Source organism: Neobacillus sp. GCM10027624, assembly GCF_042675345.1.
In the GTDB taxonomy this organism is placed as follows: Bacteria; Bacillota; Bacilli; order Bacillales; family Cytobacillaceae; genus Neobacillus; species Neobacillus cucumis_D.
In genome coordinates, this window is record NZ_JBHTHD010000006.1 from 85,949 (window position 1) to 110,334 (window position 24,386).

The 24,386-nt window shown below is 40.3% G+C and carries 20 protein-coding genes and 1 riboswitch; of the genes, 19 read left to right on the top strand and 1 reads right to left on the bottom strand.

Translation table 11 applies throughout. The features are described from left to right. The first annotated feature begins 167 nt into the window (after window positions 1-167). From mglB to ACFQZ9_RS10955, 7 genes are all read left to right on the top strand, one after another. Window positions 168-1,226 (top strand): galactose/glucose ABC transporter substrate-binding protein MglB, encoded by a 1,059-nt coding sequence (gene mglB / locus ACFQZ9_RS10925; protein ID WP_026573604.1) that lies wholly within the window; start codon window positions 168-170, stop codon window positions 1,224-1,226. A 212-nt stretch (window positions 1,227-1,438) separates the two neighbouring features. Further along, window positions 1,439-2,944: an ATP-binding cassette domain-containing protein gene (mglA, locus tag ACFQZ9_RS10930; RefSeq protein ID WP_498943791.1), complete on the top strand. Its 1,506-nt coding sequence runs from the start codon at window positions 1,439-1,441 to the stop codon at window positions 2,942-2,944. Between the two features lie 12 nt (window positions 2,945-2,956). Next, window positions 2,957-3,979 (top strand): galactose/methyl galactoside ABC transporter permease MglC, encoded by a 1,023-nt coding sequence (mglC, locus tag ACFQZ9_RS10935; protein WP_498943792.1) that lies wholly within the window; start codon window positions 2,957-2,959, stop codon window positions 3,977-3,979. A gap of 215 nt (window positions 3,980-4,194) precedes the next feature. Further along, window positions 4,195-4,584, top strand: coding sequence for a GntR family transcriptional regulator (locus ACFQZ9_RS10940; protein WP_498943793.1), 390 nt, complete (start codon window positions 4,195-4,197; stop codon window positions 4,582-4,584). Beyond that, window positions 4,577-5,476: an ABC transporter ATP-binding protein gene (locus ACFQZ9_RS10945; RefSeq protein WP_198313003.1), complete on the top strand. Its 900-nt coding sequence runs from the start codon at window positions 4,577-4,579 to the stop codon at window positions 5,474-5,476. The genes ACFQZ9_RS10940 and ACFQZ9_RS10945 overlap by 8 nt, the downstream gene beginning before the upstream one ends. Beyond that, a complete protein-coding gene (locus tag ACFQZ9_RS10950; protein ID WP_498943794.1) occupies window positions 5,451-7,424 on the top strand; it encodes a multidrug ABC transporter permease in 1,974 nt (657 codons plus the stop codon). The genes ACFQZ9_RS10945 and ACFQZ9_RS10950 overlap by 26 nt, the downstream gene beginning before the upstream one ends. Before the next feature lie 31 nt (window positions 7,425-7,455). Next, the gene (locus ACFQZ9_RS10955; protein WP_498943795.1) at window positions 7,456-7,977 is read left to right on the top strand and encodes an RNA polymerase sigma factor; all 522 of its coding nucleotides are present in this window, start codon (window positions 7,456-7,458) and stop codon (window positions 7,975-7,977) included. 47 nt (window positions 7,978-8,024) lie between these two features. Here ACFQZ9_RS10955 and ACFQZ9_RS10960 read toward each other — a convergent pair whose 3' ends face one another. After that, window positions 8,025-8,840, bottom strand: coding sequence for a phosphotransferase family protein (locus ACFQZ9_RS10960; RefSeq protein WP_498943796.1), 816 nt, complete (start codon window positions 8,838-8,840; stop codon window positions 8,025-8,027). A gap of 123 nt (window positions 8,841-8,963) precedes the next feature. Continuing rightward, window positions 8,964-9,163, top strand: a riboswitch (cobalamin riboswitch). A 265-nt stretch (window positions 9,164-9,428) separates the two neighbouring features. Here ACFQZ9_RS10960 and ACFQZ9_RS10965 point away from each other — a divergent pair. The 12 genes from ACFQZ9_RS10965 (at window position 9,429) to ACFQZ9_RS11020 (ending at window position 24,360) form a co-directional block, all read left to right on the top strand. Next, window positions 9,429-11,696, top strand: a complete 2,268-nt coding sequence (locus ACFQZ9_RS10965; RefSeq protein WP_198313007.1) for a ribonucleoside-diphosphate reductase subunit alpha — start codon at window positions 9,429-9,431, stop codon at window positions 11,694-11,696. A 75-nt stretch (window positions 11,697-11,771) separates the two neighbouring features. After that, the gene (locus ACFQZ9_RS10970; protein WP_498943797.1) at window positions 11,772-12,287 is read left to right on the top strand and encodes a hypothetical protein; all 516 of its coding nucleotides are present in this window, start codon (window positions 11,772-11,774) and stop codon (window positions 12,285-12,287) included. A 52-nt stretch (window positions 12,288-12,339) separates the two neighbouring features. Beyond that, window positions 12,340-13,386: a ribonucleotide-diphosphate reductase subunit beta gene (locus tag ACFQZ9_RS10975; protein WP_498943798.1), complete on the top strand. Its 1,047-nt coding sequence runs from the start codon at window positions 12,340-12,342 to the stop codon at window positions 13,384-13,386. A gap of 12 nt (window positions 13,387-13,398) precedes the next feature. Continuing rightward, window positions 13,399-13,848, top strand: a complete 450-nt coding sequence (locus ACFQZ9_RS10980; protein WP_498943799.1) for a flavodoxin domain-containing protein — start codon at window positions 13,399-13,401, stop codon at window positions 13,846-13,848. Between the two features lie 142 nt (window positions 13,849-13,990). After that, window positions 13,991-15,169, top strand: a complete 1,179-nt coding sequence (locus ACFQZ9_RS10985) for an ABC transporter substrate-binding protein (RefSeq protein WP_498943800.1) — start codon at window positions 13,991-13,993, stop codon at window positions 15,167-15,169. A 296-nt stretch (window positions 15,170-15,465) separates the two neighbouring features. Next, on the top strand, window positions 15,466-16,698 hold the full coding sequence (locus ACFQZ9_RS10990; protein WP_498943801.1) for a Zn-dependent hydrolase: 1,233 nt from the start codon (window positions 15,466-15,468) through the stop codon (window positions 16,696-16,698). A gap of 90 nt (window positions 16,699-16,788) precedes the next feature. Then, a complete protein-coding gene (locus ACFQZ9_RS10995; protein WP_498943802.1) occupies window positions 16,789-17,631 on the top strand; it encodes a hypothetical protein in 843 nt (280 codons plus the stop codon). A gap of 56 nt (window positions 17,632-17,687) precedes the next feature. Beyond that, window positions 17,688-19,238 carry a response regulator transcription factor gene (locus ACFQZ9_RS11000; RefSeq protein WP_498943803.1) on the top strand — a complete coding sequence of 517 codons (1,551 nt, stop codon included), beginning with the start codon at window positions 17,688-17,690 and terminating at the stop codon, window positions 19,236-19,238. 12 nt (window positions 19,239-19,250) lie between these two features. Beyond that, window positions 19,251-21,023: a cache domain-containing sensor histidine kinase gene (locus ACFQZ9_RS11005; RefSeq protein ID WP_498943804.1), complete on the top strand. Its 1,773-nt coding sequence runs from the start codon at window positions 19,251-19,253 to the stop codon at window positions 21,021-21,023. A 174-nt stretch (window positions 21,024-21,197) separates the two neighbouring features. After that, entirely contained in the window at window positions 21,198-22,484 is a 1,287-nt protein-coding gene (locus ACFQZ9_RS11010) for an ABC transporter substrate-binding protein (RefSeq protein WP_498943805.1), read from the top strand. A 132-nt stretch (window positions 22,485-22,616) separates the two neighbouring features. After that, entirely contained in the window at window positions 22,617-23,543 is a 927-nt protein-coding gene (locus ACFQZ9_RS11015; RefSeq protein WP_498943834.1) for a carbohydrate ABC transporter permease, read from the top strand. Continuing rightward, window positions 23,536-24,360, top strand: coding sequence for a carbohydrate ABC transporter permease (locus ACFQZ9_RS11020; RefSeq protein ID WP_198313016.1), 825 nt, complete (start codon window positions 23,536-23,538; stop codon window positions 24,358-24,360). The genes ACFQZ9_RS11015 and ACFQZ9_RS11020 overlap by 8 nt, the downstream gene beginning before the upstream one ends. Window positions 24,361-24,386: the final 26 nt, after the last annotated feature.

The following is a 24,386-nucleotide window of genomic DNA, read 5'->3' on the forward strand; positions in this document are numbered from 1 at the left end:
TTTTTTTTGAAGAAATTCTCGAAAAACAAAATAGTCTAGATAATCACAAATTAGTGCTATTGTTTTGAACTATTTGAAAAATAAGCTCCATGCTACCATGAATGTAAGGGTTTACATCAGGTGTTGAAACCGGTTCCAATAACTTTATCATAAAGGAGATTGATTCGATGTTTAATAAGAAAAAAGGCCTCATCCTTTCATTAACGGTTGCTTCTAGTATTCTTTTAGCTACGGGCTGCAGCAGCTCAACCTCTGGAAATTCTGCAAGTGGCAAGGACGGCGACCTGCCAGCTGTAGGTGCTACGATTTATAAGTTTGACGATAACTTCATGTCCTATGTACGCCGTTCAATGGAAGACTCGGCAAAAGGCAACGTGAAATTAATGTTGAATGACTCTCAAAATGACCAATCCAAACAAATTGAGCAAGTGGATACGCTGATTGCAAAAGGCGCAAAATCACTGGCTATTAATCTAGTCGATCCAAAAGCGGCTCAAACGATTATTGATAAAGCGAAACCGAAAAACATCCCAGTTATCTTCTTTAATAAAGAGCCGGATGCTGCTGTATTGAAAGGCTATGACAAAGCTTACTATGTTGGTACAACTTCATCTGAATCAGGTGTCCTTCAAGGTGAATTAATTGCTAAGGCTTGGGAGGCAAACAAAGATAAATGGGACAAAAACCATGACGGCAAACTCCAATACGTTTTATTAAAAGGTGAGCCAGGGCACCCGGATGCAGAGGCACGTACGAAATATGCAGTTGATACGATCAAAGAAAAAGGCATTCAGGTAGAACAGTTAGCGTTAGATACCGCAATGTGGGATGCAACAAAAGCGACAGAGAAAATGGATGCCTGGTTAGCAAAATACAGCGACAAAATTGAATTCGTTATTGCTAACAACGATGGCATGGCCTTAGGTGCGATAGCTTCTCTTGAAAAAGCAGGATACTTCACTGGCGATAAATTCATGCCGGTTGTAGGGGTTGACGCGATTCCGGAAGCACTTGAAATGATTGAAAAAGGCAAAATGGTTGGAACCATCTTGAATGATGCGAAAAACCAAGGGAAAGCTACGATTGACCTAGCTGCAAATGCTGCAAAAGGCAAGGATGTTTTAGACGGAACTCAGTGGAAACTGGACGATGCAAAAGCAGTTCGTGTACCTTACGTGCAAATCACTAAGGATAACATCCAAGAAGGTAAAGACGCTTATAAGTAAGCTTTTACTAAACAATAGTTTCATAGAGGCAGCGCCTAAGTCCAGAACCTTGAGTTGATCACAAGGGGCATGGCGCTCCTCGAACGAAGGAAAAGATTATGCTTTTCCTTCGTTCGGGGTTAGGCTTCCATAATTAGCGAAGCTGGACACTTTTTCATCCCATCCTAATATATTCCTGAACGAAGTTTCACCCTACGCGAGGAGGTTCGCTCATGTCAGAAACAAGTACTACTAATCTACTTGAAATGCTTAATATAACAAAAAGATTCCCAGGAGTTATCGCACTGCAAAATGTTTCCCTAAAAGTAAAAGCGGGATCCGTTCATGCCTTGATGGGTGAAAATGGTGCTGGAAAGTCGACGTTGATGAAATGCCTATTTGGGATTTACTCCATGGACGAAGGCAAGATTGTTTTTGACGGAAAAGAAGTAGCATTTGCGAATTCCAAGCAAGCCCTCGAAAACGGGGTTTCCATGGTCCACCAAGAGCTCAATCAAGTGCGTCAGCAAAATATCATGGATAATATCTGGCTTGGTCGTTATCCGAAAAAAGGTATTTTCATTGATGAGAAAAAAATGTATGACGATACTGTCGCTATTTTTAAAAGTCTTGATATTAATCTGGATCCGCGCAGCAAGGTAAGTACTTTATCTGTTTCCGAAATGCAAATGGTGGAAATTGCAAAAGCGGTCTCCTACCATTCTAAGATCATTGTGATGGATGAACCGACATCCTCCCTAACAGAGAATGAAGTAAACCATTTGTTTAAAATCATTAAGAAACTGCAAAGCGAAAATGTGGCGATCATTTATATTTCACACAAAATGGAAGAGATTTTAAAAATTTCTGATGAAGTAACGATCATGCGTGATGGACAGTACATCGCAACAAAGAGTGCACAGGACTTAACCACCGACGAAATTATCAAGCTGATGGTTGGACGAGATCTTTCACAGCGCTTCCCTACAAAAATCAATCAGCCAGGGGAAGTCATCCTAAAGGTGTCCGATTTAACAGCGGAAGCAGAAGGTTCTTTTTCGAATGTGAATTTTGAACTTCGTAAAGGCGAAATCTTAGGAATTGCCGGCTTAGTGGGTTCAAAACGAACAGAAGTGATGGAATCGTTATTTGGAATGAGATCACTAAAATCCGGAACGATTGAAGTGAATGGCAAAGTGGTCCAAAATCCGACCCCGCAGCATGCCATCAAAAATGGTTTTGCCCTTGTTACTGAAGAAAGAAGGACAACGGGAATCTATCCAGAGCTGAGTATCAGTTTTAACTCTATCATTTCGAATCTGAAGCAATATAAGACAAATGGATTGTTCTTATCTGATAAAAGGGTTTTTGATGATACCAAATGGGTGATTGACTCGATGAAAGTAAAGACACCTTCGCAAAGGACCTCCATTGGTAGTTTATCTGGTGGAAATCAGCAGAAGGTGATCATTGGCCGCTGGTTGTTAACCAAACCAAATATTCTATTACTGGATGAACCAACACGGGGGATTGATGTAGGCGCGAAGTTCGAAATCTATCAATTAATCAACCAATTAGCCGCTGAAGGAAAGGGAATCATTATGATTTCATCTGAAATGCCTGAGCTTTTAGGGACTACTGATCGCATTTTAGTCATGAGTAATGGAAGAGCAGCTGGAATCGTGGAAACGGCCACAACGTCGCAAGAAGAAATCATGCGATTAGCAGCTTTGTATTAGGAGGAGATGCAAATGAATAATCAAGTTTCACAAAAAACTACTGTCTCTAAATGGCTCTTTAATAATGTAATCTATGTGTTTTTAATTCTATTAGTCGTGGGAATTGTCATTGCTTCTCCAGACTTTTTATCCGTTACGAACTTAATCAATATTTTAAGTCAATCATCATCTCGTATCATTATTGCCCTTGGGATGGCTGGGATTTTGATTACTGCGGGCACAGACTTATCGGCTGGACGGATGGTCGGACTTGCAGCCGTTGTGTCTGCATCCCTTTTACAGGCATCTGACTATGCGTATAAAATGTATCCTCATCTTCATGAATTGCCGCTTTTTGTACCAATTTTAATTGCAATGGCCATCACGGGAATTATTGGGGTACTAAATGGTGTGATTGTTTCTAAATTCCATGTTCCTCCGTTCATTGCCACATTAGGGATGATGATTGGGGTTTACGGAATCACTTCCATCTATTTCGACCGTCCTCCGTACGGGGCGCAGCCAATCGGTGGATTAAGTCAAAAATTTACGACTTTCGCCCAGCGGGGAATTCCTATTGGACAATACGAGATTCCTTATCTAGTCCTTTATGCGATTATTGTTACGGCTATCATTTGGGTAGTTTGGAATAAAACGACACTTGGTAAAAACATGTACGCAATCGGTGGAAATCCAGAAGCTGCAAAGGTATCTGGGGTAAACGTTGCCAGAAATATTATTATTATCTATATGATTGCTGGTATTTTGTACGGTTTCTCAGGAACGCTTGAAGCGGGCCGTGTCGGCAGTGCTACCAACAATACTGGTAATATGTACGAGTTGGATGCAATTGCTGCCTGCGTTGTCGGCGGAGTATCCTTATCTGGCGGTATCGGAACCGTACCTGGCGTCATTACCGGGGTACTGATTTTCCAAATCATCAACTACGGCCTAGCCTTCCTTGGCGTAAGCCCATACATCCAATTCATCGTCAAAGGCGCCATCATCATCGTCGCAGTAGCCTTCGACATGCGCAAACACGCAAAGAAAAAATAAGACGGTGCCTGACACCGTTCGTGGACTTTTGCCTCGATTTGTCCACGTGTGACGGACACGTCTGAAATGAATACTAAATTGATCACAAAGCCTGGTTCTTGGTTGAGCCGGGCTTTTTTATTTTTTTCGAATTACCCTTTCTTTTTGGAAGTAGATGGAATATAATCAAACTGTATTACGAATAATAGTACACTTAGTACAGATGGGGGGTCTTTATGTTTGAGCTTGATATTCGAAGCCGTAAGCCCATTTATGAACAGCTTGTCGACAAAATGAAGGAATTGATAATGAATGAGGTGGTCAAACCCGACGAGCAGCTGCCATCGGTCCGGGCGCTTGCCACTGAACTGTCCATCAATCCGAATACCATCCAGAAGGCTTATCGGGAGCTTGAGACCCAAGGGTTTATTTACTCCATAAAAGGCAAGGGAAGCTTTGTCAGTCCTAACAACCAAATGAAGGACAACGAGAAAATCGCAGGGGTTAAAAAGGAGCTAGAAAAGCTAATTATAGAGGCGCTATACCTGGGAATCCAGGCAAGAGAAATCATCGAATTAATCGAAGACTTAGACGCTTCAAAAGGGGGAGGCGAAAGCAATGATTGAAATGAACAATGTTAACAAAACATTTGATCGCTTTAAAGCGGTGGACCAAGTGAATCTCTCCATCCAAAAAGGATCGATTTATGGGTTAATCGGGTCCAATGGGGCGGGGAAAACAACCTTAATCAAGCTGCTTGCCGGTATTTATCGTCAAGAATCAGGAGAAGTTACGGTGGAGGGCCAACCGGTATTTGAAAACATCAATCTGAAACAGAAGGTTTTTTACATACCGGACCAGCCGTATTTTTTATCCCATTATACAACCAAGCAAATGGCCCGTTTTTATAAAAACATCTATCCAACCTGGAGCGAGGAGCGTTTTCATAAACTGGCTGAGTTATTTGAAGTCAACCTATCGAAAAAAATCCACACCTTTTCAAAAGGCTGGCAAAGACAGATAGCTTTCATCCTGGCCCTTTCTGCCAACCCTGAAATTCTCATTCTAGACGAACCGATGGATGGATTGGATCCAGTTGTGAGGAAAAAAGTGAAGAATCTGCTAATCAATGATGTGGCTGAACGGGAAATGACGATTTTAATTTCATCTCACAATCTTCGTGAAATCGAGGATATTTGCGACCATATTGGAATCATCCATAAGGGCAAACTCATTATGCAAAAAGAATTGGATGATTTGAAGGCAAATGTTCAAAAAGTGCAGGTAGCCTATAAGGACGATCTTCCAAAACAACTGCTGAAAAATCTGGACCTGCTTCATCAAGAAAAACGGGGAAGCATCTACTTGTTCATCATTAGAGGTGACGAGGATCAAATCGCAAAACAAATCCGCCAAACGAATCCGGTCATTTTTGACCTGCTGCCGCTCACTCTCGAAGAAATCTTTATTTACGAAATGGGGGATATCGGCTATGCCATCAAAAATGTCATTGTTTAATAGAGAACTCATCATGCAAATTGGCAGGGGGACGGGCTGGATTTCTATCGTTTATTTTTTTGGACTGTTGTTTGCGCTGCCGCTGCAGCTGATCATGAGGTATTCTTCGGAAGAAAATAGAGCCTTTTACGCGCATCCTGAAAACCTTTTTCAATTTTATTATGATATTCAAATTACCTTAATGATTATCGTACCTGTCCTGCTGGCGGTGTTTTTATTCCGTTTTTTACATGTAAAACAGGCTTCAGACCTGATGCATAGTATCCCGCTTAAAAGAGATAAAATTTTCCATCATTATGCGCTTACGGGAATCATCCTTTTGGTTTTACCGGTTGCGATAACAACGATTTTGCTATTAATCATTCGGATCAATCTTGATATTACGGCGATTTATAGCAAAACCGATATTCTTATTTGGGCAGGAACCACGATTTTATTTGACCTGCTGTTGTTTATAGCTGGTGTGTTTATTGCGATGATGACTGGAATTTCTGCGGTTCAGGCAGTGCTCACCTACGTATTTGTCCTGTTCCCTGTAGGAATAACAGTATTGGTTTGCTCTAATTTAAAAATATTATTATATGGTTTTCCAAGCGATTATCTTTTGAATCGGGACTTGGAAAAGATGTCACCGATTACGACGGCGATCACCCTTAATAATGCCGATTTAAAATGGGAGTATGTGGTCATTTATTTGCTTTTATCGGTGGTCCTTTATGGTCTTGCATTGTTTTTTTATAAAAAAAGGAAAATGGAAACAGTTACCGAAGCAATTGCGCTTGTCCGCTTACGTTCGGTTTTCAAATATGGTGTGACGCTTTGTGTTATGTTTCTTGGCGGAGTGTATTTTAGTGAGGTACAAAATGCTAATACCGGCTGGATTATTTTTGGATATGTGATTGGAGCAGTGATCGGCTATTTTATTGCAGAAATGGTTCTGCAAAAAACATGGCGCGTGTTCAGCCTTAGACGATTAAAGGGGTTGGTTGTTTTTTCAGCCATATTTGCAGTGTTAATCCTGGGGGTTAAGACACTAGGAGTCTATGAAAAACGAGTACCGAACCAAACAGAAATTCAAAACGTTTTAATTACGGATAACCCATACCTTTTTAGGAGCCAATATTCATCAACTGAAAAATTTCGTGTACCAGAACCATTGAAAGAAGAAGCAAATATTGAATCGGTTCGAAACCTCCATAAGCAAATTATTGCGAATGAGAAGCTAAATAAGGGGCATATCTCTGAGCAGACACAGGATTTGTTTTTACGATATCAATTGAAAAACGGAAAATATGTAACTCGAGAATACAGGGTGGATAAGCGTCTTTACGCGGATCTATTCAAAACAATTAACGAATCGAAAGAATATAAACTTGCGACGAATGAGATTTTTAAAATCAATGTGAATCAAATCAGATCGATTCGTATTAGTACGAATGGACCGGTTGGCAAAGAGGCCGCTTTTGCCGATCCAATCGAGATCAAGGAGGCTATTTCGCTCTTACGGTCCGATATATTAGCGGAATCCTATGAGGACAATCTTTATTACCAAGACCGAGGTTCCGGGATTGAAGTGGATATGGGGAAAAACAGAAATATTTATTTCACTTTGAGACCGTCCTTTGTAAATTTTACAGAGTGGTTAAAGAAACAGAAACAACTGGAAAGGGTGACAATAACGAACAAGGATATTTCAAAAATCCTGGTCGTAAAGAAGGATTACTCTAATGCATTTGATTCAGAAGAACCGATTCCACAGCTGGAAAAGGATGAAAATTCGCTAAAAAGCACGAACAAGCAAGAAATTGAACTTGCGCTGCAAAGGGCAGGAAGTCATCCTCAAAAGGATTATACTGTCGTTTTTTACTATAAGAGGGGTAACTACAAAGAGGTATTATTTTTCGATGAAGCACATGCGCCAGATTTTGTAAAAGAACATTTCAGATAATGGCACTTCTTCTCATAAAGGGGGTGGGGTCTTGGGCTCCATTGATTTTAATCAAATATTTAGAGAGTACTCACAGCGCCTGCACTATATCGCTTATTCCTACACCAAGGATCGATTTATTGCTGAGGATATTGTTCAGGAGGCATTTTTGAAGGCCTATAAGAAACTGGATACAGTAGAAGATTCGAATAAATTGGGTGCCTGGTTGTCCGCCATTACAGCCAGGACCGCGATTGATTTTTTACGAGTGGAAAAACGAAAGGGCTTGATGCTCGTTGACCCTGCGACTATGGAGCCGGTCATCGGGCTGGAACGGTCCGGGGAAAATCTCGAGGAAGAGGTTGGAATCCGTCTCTTTAAAGAAGAGGTAAATGAGACGATGGGCTGTTTATCAAAGGAATTTCAGGAAGTGCTGATCTTGAAAATCCATTATGGTTTAAAAGAAAATGAGATTGCCTGCCTGCTAAATCTTAAAGCAGCTACCGTTAAGACCCGTCTGTATCGGGCCCGAAAGCAACTGAAGCATGCATACGCTGAAAAAGTATCAGCTTAATCTATGGGAAACGAGCCTGCCACTCATTAGAAGGGCAGGCTCATTTTTTAATGAGAATAATATTTTTTTAGAAGATTGCGGGTTTCCTGGAGTAATACCGCTTTTTCATCCGGGTGAACCCCCTCAATTAACCGGGCAGCCATGACAGGTATGGTCCATTTTTCGAGGTCTTCTAAAGTTAATAATGTTTGTTCCCGATATTCTTCAAGATAATAAGTGCAAAATCTGTTTCGGACTCGCTCGAGTGAGGCCCTCACAAAAGCTGGCATGTTTTTAGGCAAATAAGCATGTTTTAAAATGATATAAGTTCGCGCAATATCTCCAATAGGGTTGCCGCAAGCTGCAGTCATCCAATCAATCACTTTAACTTGATTCTTGGAGACTAGTATATTGTCGGGGTGAAAGTCGCCATGGCAGACCTGATGACCTTCAGGCAGTTGTTTCAAAAAATCACAAATCGCTTGCTTTTCTTCTGGGGTTAATAAATTGGTGTGTTGAATATTTCTTGTGAGGTAAGTCGTTTGTTTCGGAAGGGCTGCGCCATCTTTTTTATGAATTTGCTGGTGTAATTGTGAAAAAAGTTTTGCCCTGCCTCGGATGGCAAAGGGATTCCTTGTAAGCTGTTTTGTCAGACTGTTTCCATTTATTTTTTCATAGATAATTGCTTTCTTACCATCTATTTCTGTTTTCCCATTTACGAGAGGGGAAGGCAGCTGTAAATCTTGAATCAATATATTAGATTGATATTCTTCATCTACTAGACTTTCCGGAATTTGCAGATCAAAAAGTTTGATGACCTCATTTTCTCCCCATTCATACACTTCCGCTGTGTTTCCACGCCCAATCAATTTCCCTAATGCCATGGATTATCACCTTATTTTTTTAGATAAATATTACCAATATATAGAAGCGAAAACAATTAAACTTGAAAAAATAATTCTATTACTATATATTGATTTTAATGAGAATTAAAACAACTACATATTGTGTTAGCCTTAAGTTAGGATGCCAAACGGCTTAAAAGGGAATCTGGTGAGAATCCAGAGCTGCCCCCGCAACTGTAAATGCAGACGAAATGAGCGATGACCACTGTATAAGTTTCTTGTGAAAACAGGTGCTTATACGGGAAGGGCTCAGAGTAGGGAGAAGCATGAGTCAGGAGACCTGTCCTAATTTGAGATGTTTCACTTCCTCGGGGATTGGGAGCTGGAACGGTGGCAAATTAGGTCAAGGAAGGCATGCTTTCTTGAATCCTCTTTTCTGTTGTCGTTTCATCCGCTCGAATCCGCCCCGAGCGGATTTTTTTATTGGCCAGTTTCAGCGCCTAGCCCCTCGAGGTTGCTTCGGCCCTGACGATGAAGTCAAAGAACGACTTCACCGTCAGGTCCTCCAGCACTTGTCGGGGCTGACCAAGGCGCTTACACTTTTCTATTTTTAGGAGGAATTTTTCAATGATCACGAAAGAATACGTTTTCGAGGTAATCCAGCAGGCAGCAGAGCAATATAGTCTTGATACTGCAGAACTCGTTCAAAAAATACAAGATGCACCGGAAAAAGAACAAACTCAGCAAGCTCTTATGTACGCTCTCAATCGGATTGCGATGGATCAGCCCAATTGGACATTTGTTGCTGCACGATTGTATTTGCAGGAATTATATAGGGAGGCAGCACGTAATCGTGGTTATTCACAGGAGGAACAATATGGTGACTTTTATCAGTTAATTAGGACTTTAACGGAAAAAGGGATCTATTCTAGTGAACTATTGGATTCTTATGGGCAGGGTGAGATCGAGCAGCTGGGCAGAGAAATCATACCTGAACGCGATCACTTGTTTAACTACATAGGATTATTTTTATTGGCCGATCGATATTTAGCCAAGGATTATGAGCGAAATTTGTATGAGCTTCCGCAGGAAAGGTTCATGGTCATTGCGATGACATTGATGCAAAAAGAGCAGCCCCACCGACGATTAGCTTTGGTCAAAGAAGCCTACTGGGCAATGAGCAATCTTTATATGACCGTGGCAACACCAACCTTGTCCAACGCGGGAAAAAGCTTTGGTCAGCTGTCTTCCTGTTTTATTGATACCGTTGACGATTCGCTTGATGGGATTTATTTAAACAATTGGGACAGTGCCAGATTAAGTAAGGATGGCGGCGGAATTGGAATTTACTTTGGCAAGGTGCGCGCCCTTGGCTCCGATATTAAAGGGTTTAAAGGCAATTCGTCAGGGGTTGTGCCGTGGATCCGGCTGATCAATGATACAGCGGTCAGCGTTGACCAGTTAGGCCAAAGGCAGGGGGCCATCGCGGTTTATCTCGATATTTTTCATAAGGATATTATGAATGGATTTCTTGATTTAAAGACAAATAATGGCGACGAGCGGCGCAAAGCTCATGATATTTTTACAGGAGTCGCGATCCCAGATTTATTTATGAAAAAGCTTGAAGAAGTCGACGAGAATGGTAGAAGTATTGGACAGTGGTGCACGTTCTGTCCGCATCAAGTGAAGCAGATAATGGGCTGGAAGGACGAGTTTGGCCAGCCTCTTGGCTTGGAGGATTTTTACGATGAGGAGGACAAGCTTTATTTCACCGAAAAATATGAGGAAGCTGTCCGGAATCCGCTTCTTCCGCGCAAAACTTATCGGGCAATGGAAATTATGGCCCGGATTATGGTCTCGCAGCTGGAAACCGGGACTCCTTATATGTTCTATCGAGATGAGGTGAACAGGCAAAATCCAAATAAGCACCTTCTTGGGGCGGGGCGAACTTCTATTTATTGCAGTAATTTGTGCACGGAAATTGCGCAAAACATGTCTGCCTCTAGGGTCGTTAATGAGCATGTTGATGAGGATGGAAATATTGTCATTGTCCGTAGACCTGGTGATTTCGTGGTTTGTAATCTATCGTCTATTAATCTGGCAAAGGCGGTGCCAGCGGATGTATTGGAACGGCTGATACCGATTCAGGTCCGGATGCTGGATAATGTGATTGATTTAAATACGATTGCGGTCGGGCAGGCTCAGCTAACGAACCAAAAGTTTCGTGGAATTGGGCTGGGGACCTTTGGATGGCACCACCTGCTAGCCTTGAAAAAACTTCATTGGGAATCGGAGGATGCGGTCGGGTTAGCTGATGAGCTATACGAGGAAATTGCTTATTACACGATTCGTTCTTCGGTTGAGCTTGCTAAAGAAAAAGGGGCCTACAGCAAGTTTGAGGGTTCGGAGTGGCAGACTGGTGCGTACTTTGAACGAAAAAAATATGTGAAGGATCGCTGGCTTTCATTGAAGCAGGAGGTTTCGAGGTTCGGGGTTCGCAATGGCTGGTTAATGGCGGTTGCTCCTAATTCTTCGACGGCTAAAATTGGCGGATCCACGGATGGAATTGATCCAATTTATTCTGTAGAGTACGCGGAGGAAAAGAAAAACTTTAAGTTCAAGGTAACGGCTCCAGATTTGGATCATGTGACGTATGAGTATTTCCGCCGGGCCCGGCATGACTTGGATCAGGTCTGGAGTATTAAGCAAAACGCTGCCCGCCAGCGCCATATCGACCAAGCGATCAGTTTTAATCTGTATGTTCGTCATGATATTAAGGCACGGGAGTTACTAAATCTTCATCTGGAGGCATGGAAGCAGGGGCTGAAAACTACTTATTATGTCCGGAGTACGTCTCAAGCTGAGATTGAGGAGTGCGAAGCGTGTCATAGCTAGGGGAAATAGACTTTTTTATACGGGTTAAGGACAAAATTGCTGGGAAGGCGAAGGAAAATGTCCTTCAAAAGCTAAATGAAGTACAAAATCAGCGGAGAGCCGAATGGAAACGTCCTTCAAAAGCCGAATGAAGGACAAAATCAGGCAAGAGACCGAGAAAATGTCCTTCAAAAGCCGAATGAAGGACAAAATTATACAAGAGACCGAGAAAATGTCCTTCAAAAGCCGAATGAAGGACAAAATTATACAAGAGACCGAGAAAATGTCCTTCAAAGGCCGAATGAAGGACAAAATCAGGCAAGAGACCGAGAAAATGTCCTTCAAAAGCCGAATGAAGGACAAAATTATACAAGAGACCGAGAAAATGTCCTTCAAAAGCCGAATGAAGGACAAAATTATACAAGAGACCGAGAAAATGACCTTCAAAACCGAATGAAGGACAAAATCATACAAGAGACCGAGAAAATGTCCTTCAAAAACCGAATGAAGGACAAAATCATACAAGAGGACAAAGAAAATGTCCATCAAAAGCCGAATGAAGGACAAAATCATACAAAAGGACTGAGAAAATGTCCTTCAAGCAACTCGTAAATTACAAAACTACCTAAATGACCCGAAATTATTTTTCAAGGAGGCCTTCAAAATGAATACACAACTGCCACTAAAAAAAATAAAACTACTAAACCCGGAGCATCCAAATAAATCAACAGGAATCATCAATGGAAAATCCTCCGGTCTGCTGAACTGGAATGACATTGCCTACACGCAAATGTACGACCTCTATCAAACCTTACTATCAAACTTCTGGAAAGCCCAGGAGATTAATATGCAGGATGACCTGAAGCAATGGGAGTTCCTTTCACCAGTGGAGCAGGATGTTTTTCTAAGAATTAATACTCAATTAGCTTCCTTAGACAGCCTGCAAACACCGACGATGAGCCAGGTCATGGACTATGTGTCGGACTCAAGCTTTAAGGCGATTTTTGCCGTAATTTCACAGCAGGAGGCAGTTCACACCGAATCATATTCCTATATTTTGAGCTCGCTAGTGCCGTTAAGTGAACAAAACAAACGGTTTGATCAAGCCAAAAATGATCCGATTGTCCGGAAACGGAACCAATTCATTTTAGAATCATATGAGAACTTCCGGCAAAACCCAACACCACTAAATCTCTTTAAACTCTCAGTGAATTCTATCAATCTGGAAGGAATCTATTTTTATGCCGGGTTTGCCTTTTTCTATCATCTTGCTCGCCAACAAAAAATGCTCAAAACGAGCACGATGATCAGCTATATTCAGCGGGATGAAATGCAGCATGCTTATTTTGTCGCGCAGTTTATCCGTATTCTTTTAAGTGAGAATCCGGAGCTGAATACAGAGGAAAATGTGGAGTATATCTACCAAACGATAGATCGGGCAGTAAAGCTTGAAAATGAATGGGCTGCGTTTATCTTAAAAGATATTGAGGGAATTGATTTGGAGGAATTCAGCGGCTATGTTGAGTACCTGGCAAATAAACGCCTGCGGCAGCTGGGTTTACAGAACCTCTATCCAGACCGTGACAACCCAATGCCGTGGATCCATGTATTTAGCGATGAAATGATTAATGATACGAAGTCAGATTTCTTTGAGCAAAAATCAAGAACTTATTCCAAGGTAACGCAATCGAATGGGTTTGATGAACTGTAGGAGGAGACGGGAATGAAGTTAGCCATCGTTTATACCTCGATTACAGGGAATACGAAAGAACTCGCTTCGATTTTAGGAGGATTAATCAAGGGCTATGACATAGATGCTCAGTTGTTTACCATTTTAGAGTTTCCTTTATGGCAATTAAGTCATTTTGACGTCGTTGTAGTCGGAACGTATACATGGGGAAACGGAGAAATTCCCGAAGAGATGCTGCCTTTGTTTAGGGCATTTGAAAACCTGGATACCCACTCAATCATAACGGGTGTATTCGGTACAGGGGATCAATTTTACCCTCACTATTGCGGGGCTGTCGATAAGTTCCGGGACATGCTTTATGTTCAAAGCGAATTGGCGGTTACCCTGAAAGTAGAGTTAACACCACAGCTGCAGGACCTAAAACGGTGCCGAAAGTTTGCAGAACTACTCCTACAGCGGTTACAACAAACTGTCCACGTGTAATGGACAGGAGTCTGTTGTGGTGGAAAAATTTAATTTTAAAAATTATTCTGAAAAAACATTGACAGGGCTATCCATAAGTTATATTCTGAAAACATTAAAAATTACATCAGAGAGATAAAATCAGAAAAGGGAGATTACTAGTATGAAAAAGAAAATGGCAAAACTTTTTATGGCATCGAGCTTAGTGGCTGGAATTCTAGCTGGATGCTCAGGAGCAAATAGCAGTTCAGGCTCCGACAATAGCAAATCTATTAAAGTTGGGGTAAACTTGGAGCTCTCTGGCGGGGTTGCATCTTACGGTGAATCGCTGCTTGACGGGATTAATATTGCGGTCGATGAAATCAATAAAAAAGGTGGAGTTGACGGCAAAAAGATTGAGATGGTAAAAGTCGATAATAAATCAGATGCAGCCGAAGCAACAAACGGTGCAGTTAAATTATCAAGCCAAGACCATGTAACAGCTATTATTGGAGCAGCAACCAGCGGTGACACCCTTGCACAGGCGCAAATCGCAAATGATACGAAAACAGTTTTATTAACACCATCTGGGACTGCACCAAACGTAACAGTTGATGACAAAGGAAAGTTGAATGAATTTGTTTTCCGTACATCATTTATCGATCCATTCCAAGGAACAGTTGCAGCAAACTTTGCAGCACAAAAATTAAAGGTTAAAAACGCAGCCATTTTTGCAGACAGCTCTAGTGATTACGCTAAAGGTCTTTCTGCATCCTTCAAAAAGACTTTTGAAGCTGACGGCGGCAAGGTTATAGCAGAAGATGCTTATGTTGCTAAAGATACTGATTTCCGCTCTCAATTAACTCGTATTAAGGCGAAAAAGCCTGAATTCATTTTTATTCCTGGATACTATGAAGAAGTAGGTTTAATCATTAAGCAGGCTCGTGAATTAGGAATCACTGTACCGTTTATGGGTGCAGATGGCTGGGATTCTCCAAAGCTAGTTGAAATCGCAGGAAAAGACGCATTGAATAACACGTATATCACAAACCATTATTCATCTGAAGACCCAGATAAAAAGATCCAAGATTTTGTTACACTCTTTAAAGAAAAGAACAAGGGCGAATCACCAAATGCCTTCAATGCACTTGGCTATGATACCGTTTATATGTTAGCAGATGCAATTAAGCGTGCCGGTGGTACAGATTCAACTAAAATTAAAGATGCTTTAGCACAAACGAAAGATCTATCACTTGTAACCGGAATTGTATCCATTGACAAAAATCATAACCCAATTAAATCAGCAACAATCCTAGAATATAAAGATGGTAAACAAGTCTTCAATACAAAAATTAATCCTTAATAATGAAGAAAGAAGTGGATGGGCAGCTGCCTTCCACTTTTTTTGTTGGGTAGAACTTTACAAACTATAAAACAATTTATGGAAAAGATTTTATGTTTTGTCTAATGACAACGGGCTGGAATAGTATATAATTTTATATACAAGTCTGAATATTTACATACTGGCATAACTATAACTGTTTGAAACAAGGATTACTGACACTTTTAAAAACTGTATACGCTTACATTTGTTTCACGGATGTACCAAGTGTTATGAAAATGGACTGCAAATCTATCAGTAAAAAGGAGTGGTTAATCATGCAACGTCAAAAGTTATTGGTTAATGGAGAAAGACTTCACCAGGAGTTAGAACGGTTCGCGGATTTTGGCCGAACAGAAAACAATGGGGTCACCCGTCTCGCCCTCTCGGAGCAGGACCGTCTAGTAAGAAATTATTTCAAATCCACCTGTGAAGAACTCGGCTTAACAGTAAAGGTCGATGATATGGGCTGTATGTACGCGACACTTTCTGGAACGGAAGATAAACCTCCAATTGTCATTGGCTCGCATCTGGATACGGTAAAAAAGGGCGGCCGCTTTGACGGAGTGCTTGGGGTTGTTGCCGGATTAGAAGTGGTCCGAACCCTCGTGGAAAATGGCGTAAAGCCGAAAATTCCGATTACGATTGTAAACTGGACTAATGAAGAGGGGGCAAGATTTGAACCTTCGATGATGGCTTCCGGCGTCATTGCCGGTAAATTTGACAAAGTCACCATGTTACAAAAGAAAGACGCAGACGGTATTACCTTTGGGGATGCCCTAGAGACAATCGGCTATGTTGGCGAAGAGGCAAACCGCTTGAAAGAAGCAACCGCTCTGTTAGAATTGCATATCGAACAGGGGCCAATCCTTGAAAAAGAAGCACTCGCCATTGGCGTTGTCGAATGCGTTGTCGGAATGGCCTGCTTCGAAATTGAAGTAACTGGTGAATCCGATCATGCTGGAACCACCCCAATGGATATGAGAAAAGATGCCTTATTTGCTACAAATAATTTAATCAATGAAATCCGCAGCCGCTTGGGTTCACTAGATGAAGACTTAGTATTTACAATCGGACGAGTAAATGTTTATCCTAGCATCCATACTGTCATTCCGAATAAAGTTGTCTTTTCATTGGAAGCGCGCCATAAGGATACAGAAATTGTCAGTACCTTTAAGGATTTTGTTCAAAGCTTGCCACATCTAGGTTTAGATGAAGGTTGTGAGATTAAAGTTACTAAGCTGTGGGAGCGTGACACGGTTTGGTTTGATGAAGAAGTAGTCAATCACTTTGAACAATCTGCCCGGTCGCTTGGATATTCCAATAAGCGGATGGTGAGCGGTGCTGGACATGATGCTCAATTCATTGCAAGCCTTGTTCCAACTGCCATGCTGTTTGTTCCAAGCAAAAATGGAAAAAGCCATTGCGAGGAAGAACTGACCACATGGGAAGAATGTGAAAAGGGTGTAAACGTTCTTTTAGATACAACATTAGCACTTTTAGCTAAATAGGATGGAATAAAAATGCAGGCAAATTGGCCTGCATTTTTTCGTGTTTAAAGGTATTATTTTAACTAAAGACCATTATATCGGAGGACATAAATGAAGAAAACAATAATAGGGATATTTATAGCAGTACTCTGTCTTGGGGGATTATTAATACCCTCATATAATCGTGTTCAAGGGGAATCTTTAGCAAACCCAACCCATACTATTACATTTGGCAACAAAATAAAGGTGAAAACCATGTTCTATCCATACCGCGATCCTAAAAATGTTACAGGCAGTACTGCAAAGGGATTGCAAGGTTTAGCAGCTGATGGAAATGATAATATTTATTTAACATATGCAACAGGAGATAAGACCCACTATGGTTATATTTATAAATATAATCGTAAGGGAGAGTTGATGAAAAAAAGTGAATTGCTGACAATTGGTCACGGACAAGCACTCTCCTATATAAGTGGCTATCTTTTTCAATTAGCGGATATAAATGGCCAGCCAAGCTATACACTTCAAAAAATTAATCCAAGTACATTGATGGTTGAAAGGACTTGGAAGGTGCCTTCAACCATTCATCCAAATGTGATTGCAATGGAGGACAGCAAGACTGCGATTGCCGTTTCAAAATCAGGTGATGGATATGATATTAATAAAATACATTTAGGGGCAGGCAAGAATGCAATAAGAGACTGGCGTGGAAAGATTCATATTAGGGGACTGATTGGTAAAACATCAAAAAAGGAGATCCAAGGCTTTTCGATTGGAAATGGTCTATATTATTTACTTTCAAATGGTGAGTATATGTCTTTTCTGGCAAACGGAGGCAAAAAGAAGCGAATATCTTTGAATACAAAACGTGAACCTGAAGGCATTTTTATCAATAAAAGCGGTAAAATATTTATTGCCTTTAATAAATTAAATGAAGTGTTCATTTCTATGTGATATGTACCGCTTTAATTTACAGAATTTTATGGGTTTTTTAAGGAGGGGGATTTTCCATGACAGCTCCAGAATTATGCAGAACGCTAATTGTAGATGATGAATTATTGATTAGACAAGGGATTAAACATTATATCGATTGGGAAAAGGAAGGGTTTTTAATTGTTGGCGAGGCTGCAAATGGCCAGGAGGCGCTTGAATTAATTGAGGGTAAGAATCCCCATATTATTATTACGGATATTGTCATGCCCATCATGGACGGAGAAGAATTAACGAGGGTGGTAAAAGATAAATACCCCCTTATTGAAGTAATTATTCTTAGTAGTTTTGGAGAGTTTGATTATGTAAGGTCTACCTTCCAAAGCGGGGTCGTGGATTATATCTTAAAACCGAAGCTTGATGCCAACAGTCTGTTACAGGCGTTGAATATAGCCCGCGGCAGAATCCCTTTGCTTCAAAATTCAGGGAAGCAGGCAGATATTAATCTATCAACCGGACAAATTATTCAAAAATTAATTTCTGGATATAACACCGAGTACGATCCTATGATCATCTCTAACGTTTTTCCGTATAGCCATTTCTGTTTGTTAGGTGTAAAGAATACACCTTCGAATGGAAAATCCGACTCTTTCGATGAAGTAAAGGGGATCATTGAAAACGCCTTAAAAACAAACCTGAATGAAGCTGTCCACACTTTTTTTAACGTAAGTCAAGATATCAATTCATTTCTCATTAATCTCAACGGTAAAGACATGGTCAAAATTATAGAGATCGCACATCAAGTAGCAACGTCCAATTCTAAATTTGCCTTCGCGTTAACAGAAGAATTCAGCGATTTTTCTCAAATTAGCACCCAATGCAATGAAAGTCTGTTAAAACTGTTAAACTTTCGATTTTTTTTGCCGGGGATCGGACTCTTAATGGCTAAAAATCTGCCAAAGCTGCCGTCTGAAACGGATCCTTTTAATCTGGAATGGTTCACAAGTGAATTTAAGCGCAGGCAATTTGATTCCGCTCTAAGTTATTTGCTCAATCATGTCCAATCACTATCCAGCCGCTATACGATGGACGTTTTTGAATATAAAGCTTTCTTTGGAAACATTATTTTTAACATCACTGTTCTGCTTAGCAATATGGAATATGATGTAAAGGAATTAGAGAACGCAAGATATTCGTATTTTCGGGCAATTGATGAAGCTCAAACGGCCGGTGAAACTGTTCAACTGCTGGACCGTTTTATTGAGGAAGTCAAGAATTGTATCAATTCTGCCCAAAATCAGCCTGAAAATCTTAATATGAAAAAGCTGATGGAATACATGAGGGAGAATTATGCAGAACCGCTAACCTTAAAGGAAGTTGCCAAGCATTTTCATTTTAATCCTTCCTATCTTTCCAGCTATTTTTCAACGCATAATAACGAAGGATTCATTGAATATTTAAATAAAATCCGCATTGAAGAAGCAGCAAAATTACTGATCAAGGGAGCGGCTAGCATTTCCGAAATCAGCGGAATGGTTGGCTATTCTGATCATAGTTATTTTTGTAAAGTATTTAAAAAAATAAAGGGATTGTCTCCCAGCCAATTTAAGAGAAAACAAAACTTCAGATAAGAGATGGTAGCAATGAGACTTGTTTCTGAACGTCTTAAACATAATGGTTTATTTATTAATATGTTCCTAATCACAATGGTGATTATCATCATTGTTTCCACCACCATTGCATGGACAACCATTCGAATGGCCGAGCAATTCTTTTTTCAAAGATTTAGTATCATGAATGCTAAAGTAATGAACCAGGTAAAAGAGCGCTTTGAAACATTTAATTACTCGATCGTTACATCCGCAAACAATATTCTTGAGAGTGGTACAATCCGCTCCGTACTAACCGAAAAACAAACTACTGTCCAACAAATGACCTCTTTTTATACGGTGGGGCAGCAGTTAAAACACATCCAATCCAATTTGGACCCATATGAAATAGAAATAATCCTTTTAGGTAGAAATGGAGTCAGCTTCCGAACAGATCGGAATGTTTGGACGATTTCTGACCAGGAACTGAAAAACAGTACTCTTGTCAGGAATACTCTTGGACAGCCGAAAAAGCTGATGTACCAATACGATCAGCGTCCCTATACAGCTTCAGAAACAGGAGACCAGCGGTTTATTGTTGCTTCCAAGGCCTTAATGGATCGGATTTCCGGAACCGTCTATGGTTCAATGTATTTTGCCATTCGAGAAAATGAATTCCGTCAATTCTATAGCAACTATACAAGCCCCGGTAATCATGTGTTTCTAGTGGACAAGTCAGGCGGTATTGTCTCGAGTGATCGAACGAAGCTTATCGGAGAAAAATCAAAAGAGCTTTTAGGATATGCGGATAAGTTAAAAAACCAATCACACCAATATATCGTCGGCAAATTTATGGGGAAGGATCAAATCATTTTAATGGACTACCTCCCTCAATTTGATATGTATCTGTTTAATATTATCGACAAGCAAACTGCCTTCGGCGATTTAATTGACAAAAAGGCGATTGCACTTGTTGCAATGGCGATAGTCTTGCTGGCGCTTATGATTGTTTTTCTTGCCTCAAGAAGGTTAACAAACTCATTAACAAGCCTGGTCAAGCAAATTGGCAGTGCCCCAAAACATGATTTCGATCAGTATGTTTCTGTATCAGGTACGTATGAAACAAGGCAAATTGGCAATGCCTTTAATTCCATGCTGGATGAATTGCATGAGTATGTCGAGCAATTGATATTGTCGCAAAAGGAAAAACGAAATGCAGAACTGGCGGCCCTGCAGCAGCAAATTAACCCTCATTTTTTATACAATACACTGACTTCCATTAAATTCATGGTGAATCAGGGGGAAAAGCAAGAGACAGAAGCGACCATTCATGCCTTGATTTCCTTGCTGCAAAATACAATCGGTAATGTGAGTGAAACCATCTCGGTTAAGCAGGAAATCGATAATCTGAAAAACTATGTATTAATTAACCAAAAACGCTATGGTGACCGGATCAAGGTCAACTATTTCCTAGCGCCGGATTGTATGGACTTTCAAATTCCGAAACTGATTTTACAGCCGTTCATGGAAAATTCATTTTTCCATGGGTTTAACCGGAAAGCGGAAGGCTACATTAATGTATTAGTATGGCGAGACAGTGAAAACTTGATTTGTGAAGTGGTTGATAATGGGGATGGTATGGAAGTTGGGGTCGATAATACGATTCCGAAAACAAAGCGCAAACAACAGCTTTTCTCTGGAATTGGTGTACGGAATGTCCATGATCGGATTCAGCTGATTTATGGGGAGGAATATGGTGTAACGATTTCTAGTGAGATTGGGAACGGGACAAAGGTTAGAATCCTTCTGCCTATTCATTCAATCTAAAAAAAGTCTTACTATCTAAAAAAAGTACAAATTTAGGGAATGTAACCGCATTCATTTTACAAAAATATTACCAGATTAGAAAAATATCGTCCTAACGATTGCTCTTAGGCAGATGCTAACATTAAGTATGTAAGGATAACGCTTACATACTTTTTTAAATGGGGGGAAAGATCGATGAAGAAAGTACTGGCACTGTTATTAGTAAGCATACTGTTATTGTCTGCCTGCTCTTCTGGAACAAAAGAGAAAGCTTCCAGCAGCTCGAAAGATACAAAAGAAATAACCGTATTGGCTTGGGATCCTAATTTTAATATCAAAGCAATGAATCTAGCAAAAGAAGCTTACAAGTCCGTTGATCCAAAGCTCAATATTAAAGTCGTTGAAAACGCTCAAGCGGATATTGTTCAAAAGCTCAACACTTCATTAAGCTCAGGAACGACAAAAGGGCTGCCAAACATTGTATTAATTGAAGATTATCGTGCGCAAAGTTTCCTTAAAGCATATCCAGATGCATTCTATGATTTAAGCAAAACATTTAATGCAGATGATTTTGCCCAATATAAACTAGCTCCAACCAGCTTGGACGGTAAGCGCTACGGTCTTCCATTTGATACGGGTGTTACAGGATTATATGTAAGAACAGATTATTTGAAAAAAGCAGGCTACACAATTGATGATTTAAAAGGTATCGATTGGAACAAATATATTGAAATTGGTAAAAAAGTAAAAGCTGCAACTGGTAAAGAAATGTTAACGCAGGATCCAAAAGACCTTGGTCTTATTCGTATGATGATCCAATCTGCTGGTTCATGGTATTTAAAGAACGATGGGACAACACCTGATCTAGCAGACAACGCTGCATTGAAAGATGCCTTTAAAACTTATAAAGCAATTTTAGATGCTGGCCTTGTTAAACCTGTTTCTGACTGGAGCCAATTTGTTGCCGGTTTTAACAGCGGAGCAGTTGCTACTGTTCCAACTGGTAACTGGATTACCGCTTCCATTAAAGCAGAGGCGTCACAATCTGGCAAGTGGGCAGTTGCACCGCTTCCAAAGCTTCCTGGTGTAGAAACTTCTGTTAATGCCTCTAACCTAGGCGGCAGCTCATGGTATGTTCTAAATGTGCCAGGAAAAGAAAAGGCAGCAGAATTCTTAGCAAAAACCTTTGGTTCTAATGTTGATTTTTATCAAACATTAGTTAAAGAGATTGGGGCAATTGGAACTTACAAGCCGGCTGCCGAGGGTGAGGCTTATAAAGCAAGTGATGAATTCTTCGGAGGTCAAAAAGTTATTACTGATTTTGCAAATTGGACTACTCAAATTCCTCAAGTAAACTACGGCTTACACACTTACGCTATTGAGGACATTCTTGCTGTTGCCATGCAGGATTATTTAAAAGGTAAAGACCTTGATAAAGTGCTCACAGATGCTCAAAAGCAAGCGGAAGAGCAAATTAAATAAATTTATTTTAAAAAAACAATGAGAACTTTAGCCTCAGGAATTCGCTAGCTTCTCCTACTCGGTTTAATGGAGCAAACTGATGGGCAGGCGGGATTTCCGGGGCTTTTTCTTTAAAGGTAAAGGAGTTGATTGATCGTGATACCCGCAAAAGCTGAGAAAAGCCTTCCGGTAGTAAAATCGAATCGAAACCTTCGAGTGAAAAATACCTTGATTGGCTGGTCCTTTATTGCCATTGCTACCGTAATGATTGGTTTATTTTATTTCTACCCGATGATTCAATCCCTTATCCTGTCCTTTAAGTCAGGTACTGGAGTCAGTTTGAAATTTGTTGGTTTTGAAAATTACGTTCGTTTATTCAAGGACCCAGTGTTCCTCACCACTGTAAAAAATACCGTGATTTACTTGATCATTCAAGTGCCGATTATGATTATTCTCGCTTTATTTCTATCGGTTTTATTGAATAATAAAAAACTTAAGCTAAAGGGTTTCTTTCGGACCGCTATCTTTTTACCGTGTGTAACTTCCCTTGTTGCTTATTCCGTTATTTTTAAATATTTATTTGGTCAAGATGGCATCATTAACTTCATGCTCATGAAGATTGCGCTTATTTCAGAACCCATCCAATGGCTGACAGACCCTTTTTGGGCCAAAATTACAATTATCATTGCGATTACATGGCGCTGGACAGGGTATAACATGATTTTCTTTTTATCCGGTTTGCAGAACATTGATGAATCCATATATGAAGCAGCCAAAATTGATGGGGCCTCGTCCATTCAGCAATTTTTCAAAATAACGATTCCCATGATGAAGCCAATTATCTTATTCACAACCATCACGTCAACAATCGGGACACTACAATTGTTTGACGAAGTTATGAATATTACCAAAGGCGGACCAGGAAATGCAACGATGACCATTTCCGAGTACATCTATAATGTCTCATTCAAATATACACCTGATTTCGGCTATGCAGCGACAGTCTCTTATGCCATTGTGATTTTAATTATCTTTTTCTCTATTATTCAGTTCAAAGTAGCAGGTGATAAAAATGACTAATCTTAAACGTGTATTCAGCTATGCAGTCCTTATCATCGCTTCAATCATTTCTGTTTTTCCATTTTTATGGATGATTGTCAGCTCAACGAATAAGTCCGTTGATGTAACAAAGGGCAGATTGCTGCCTGGCAGTCATTTTATGCAAAATCTTCATAATTTGTTGGATACAGCAGACCTTGGCACAGCGTTAATGAATTCAGCGAAGATTTCCATTACTACGACCGTATTAGCGATGCTCATCGCCTCCTTGGCTGGTTATGGTTTTGAAATTTATAAAAGCAAAGCAAAGGATGTTGTGTTTAATATCTTATTGCTTTCAATGATGATTCCGTTTGCAGCTTTAATGGTACCGTTATTCCGAATGTTCGGAACGATTTCACAAACAGTCCCGGTACTTGGAATCGATACCCTTACAGCTGTCGTATTGCCAACTGTCACAACAGCCTTTCTTATTTTCTTTTTTAGACAAAGCACAAAGATGTTTCCAAAAGAAATTTTGGAAGCTGGCCGGATTGATGGTTTAACGGAACTGGGGTTATTCTTTAGAATTTATATTCCAACGATGAAGACCTCTTATTCCGCGGCAGCCATCATTACCTTTATGGCGAGCTGGAATAGTTACCTATGGCCGCTCGTTATTTTACAATCACCTGAAAATCAGACAATTCCATTACTGATCTCCAATCTTGGGTCTAGTTACGCACCCGATTATGGAATTATTATGACAGCTATTGTCATTGCAACCTTGCCGGCGGCGCTTATTTTCTTCCTCATGCAAAAGCATTTTGTTGCAGGGATGATGGGTTCAGTGAAATAAATGATCGAGATAGGAAGGAAAATCAC

What these genes read in the sequence shown, in the direction of transcription:
- mglB (WP_026573604.1), top strand. Translation starts at nt 168, where the DNA reads ATGTTTAATAAGAAAAAAGGCCTCATCCTTTCATTAACGGTTGCTTCT.
- mglA (WP_498943791.1), top strand. Translation starts at nt 1,439, where the DNA reads ATGTCAGAAACAAGTACTACTAATCTACTTGAAATGCTTAATATAACA.
- mglC (WP_498943792.1), top strand. Translation starts at nt 2,957, where the DNA reads ATGAATAATCAAGTTTCACAAAAAACTACTGTCTCTAAATGGCTCTTT.
- ACFQZ9_RS10940 (WP_498943793.1), top strand. Translation starts at nt 4,195, where the DNA reads ATGTTTGAGCTTGATATTCGAAGCCGTAAGCCCATTTATGAACAGCTT.
- ACFQZ9_RS10945 (WP_198313003.1), top strand. Translation starts at nt 4,577, where the DNA reads ATGATTGAAATGAACAATGTTAACAAAACATTTGATCGCTTTAAAGCG.
- ACFQZ9_RS10950 (WP_498943794.1), top strand. Translation starts at nt 5,451, where the DNA reads ATGCCATCAAAAATGTCATTGTTTAATAGAGAACTCATCATGCAAATT.
- ACFQZ9_RS10960 (WP_498943796.1), bottom strand. Translation starts at nt 8,840, where the DNA reads ATGGCATTAGGGAAATTGATTGGGCGTGGAAACACAGCGGAAGTGTAT.
- ACFQZ9_RS10965 (WP_198313007.1), top strand. Translation starts at nt 9,429, where the DNA reads ATGATCACGAAAGAATACGTTTTCGAGGTAATCCAGCAGGCAGCAGAG.
- ACFQZ9_RS10970 (WP_498943797.1), top strand. Translation starts at nt 11,772, where the DNA reads ATGAAGTACAAAATCAGCGGAGAGCCGAATGGAAACGTCCTTCAAAAG.
- ACFQZ9_RS10975 (WP_498943798.1), top strand. Translation starts at nt 12,340, where the DNA reads ATGAATACACAACTGCCACTAAAAAAAATAAAACTACTAAACCCGGAG.
- ACFQZ9_RS10980 (WP_498943799.1), top strand. Translation starts at nt 13,399, where the DNA reads ATGAAGTTAGCCATCGTTTATACCTCGATTACAGGGAATACGAAAGAA.
- ACFQZ9_RS10985 (WP_498943800.1), top strand. Translation starts at nt 13,991, where the DNA reads ATGAAAAAGAAAATGGCAAAACTTTTTATGGCATCGAGCTTAGTGGCT.
- ACFQZ9_RS10990 (WP_498943801.1), top strand. Translation starts at nt 15,466, where the DNA reads ATGCAACGTCAAAAGTTATTGGTTAATGGAGAAAGACTTCACCAGGAG.
- ACFQZ9_RS10995 (WP_498943802.1), top strand. Translation starts at nt 16,789, where the DNA reads ATGAAGAAAACAATAATAGGGATATTTATAGCAGTACTCTGTCTTGGG.
- ACFQZ9_RS11000 (WP_498943803.1), top strand. Translation starts at nt 17,688, where the DNA reads ATGACAGCTCCAGAATTATGCAGAACGCTAATTGTAGATGATGAATTA.
- ACFQZ9_RS11005 (WP_498943804.1), top strand. Translation starts at nt 19,251, where the DNA reads ATGAGACTTGTTTCTGAACGTCTTAAACATAATGGTTTATTTATTAAT.
- ACFQZ9_RS11010 (WP_498943805.1), top strand. Translation starts at nt 21,198, where the DNA reads ATGAAGAAAGTACTGGCACTGTTATTAGTAAGCATACTGTTATTGTCT.
- ACFQZ9_RS11020 (WP_198313016.1), top strand. Translation starts at nt 23,536, where the DNA reads ATGACTAATCTTAAACGTGTATTCAGCTATGCAGTCCTTATCATCGCT.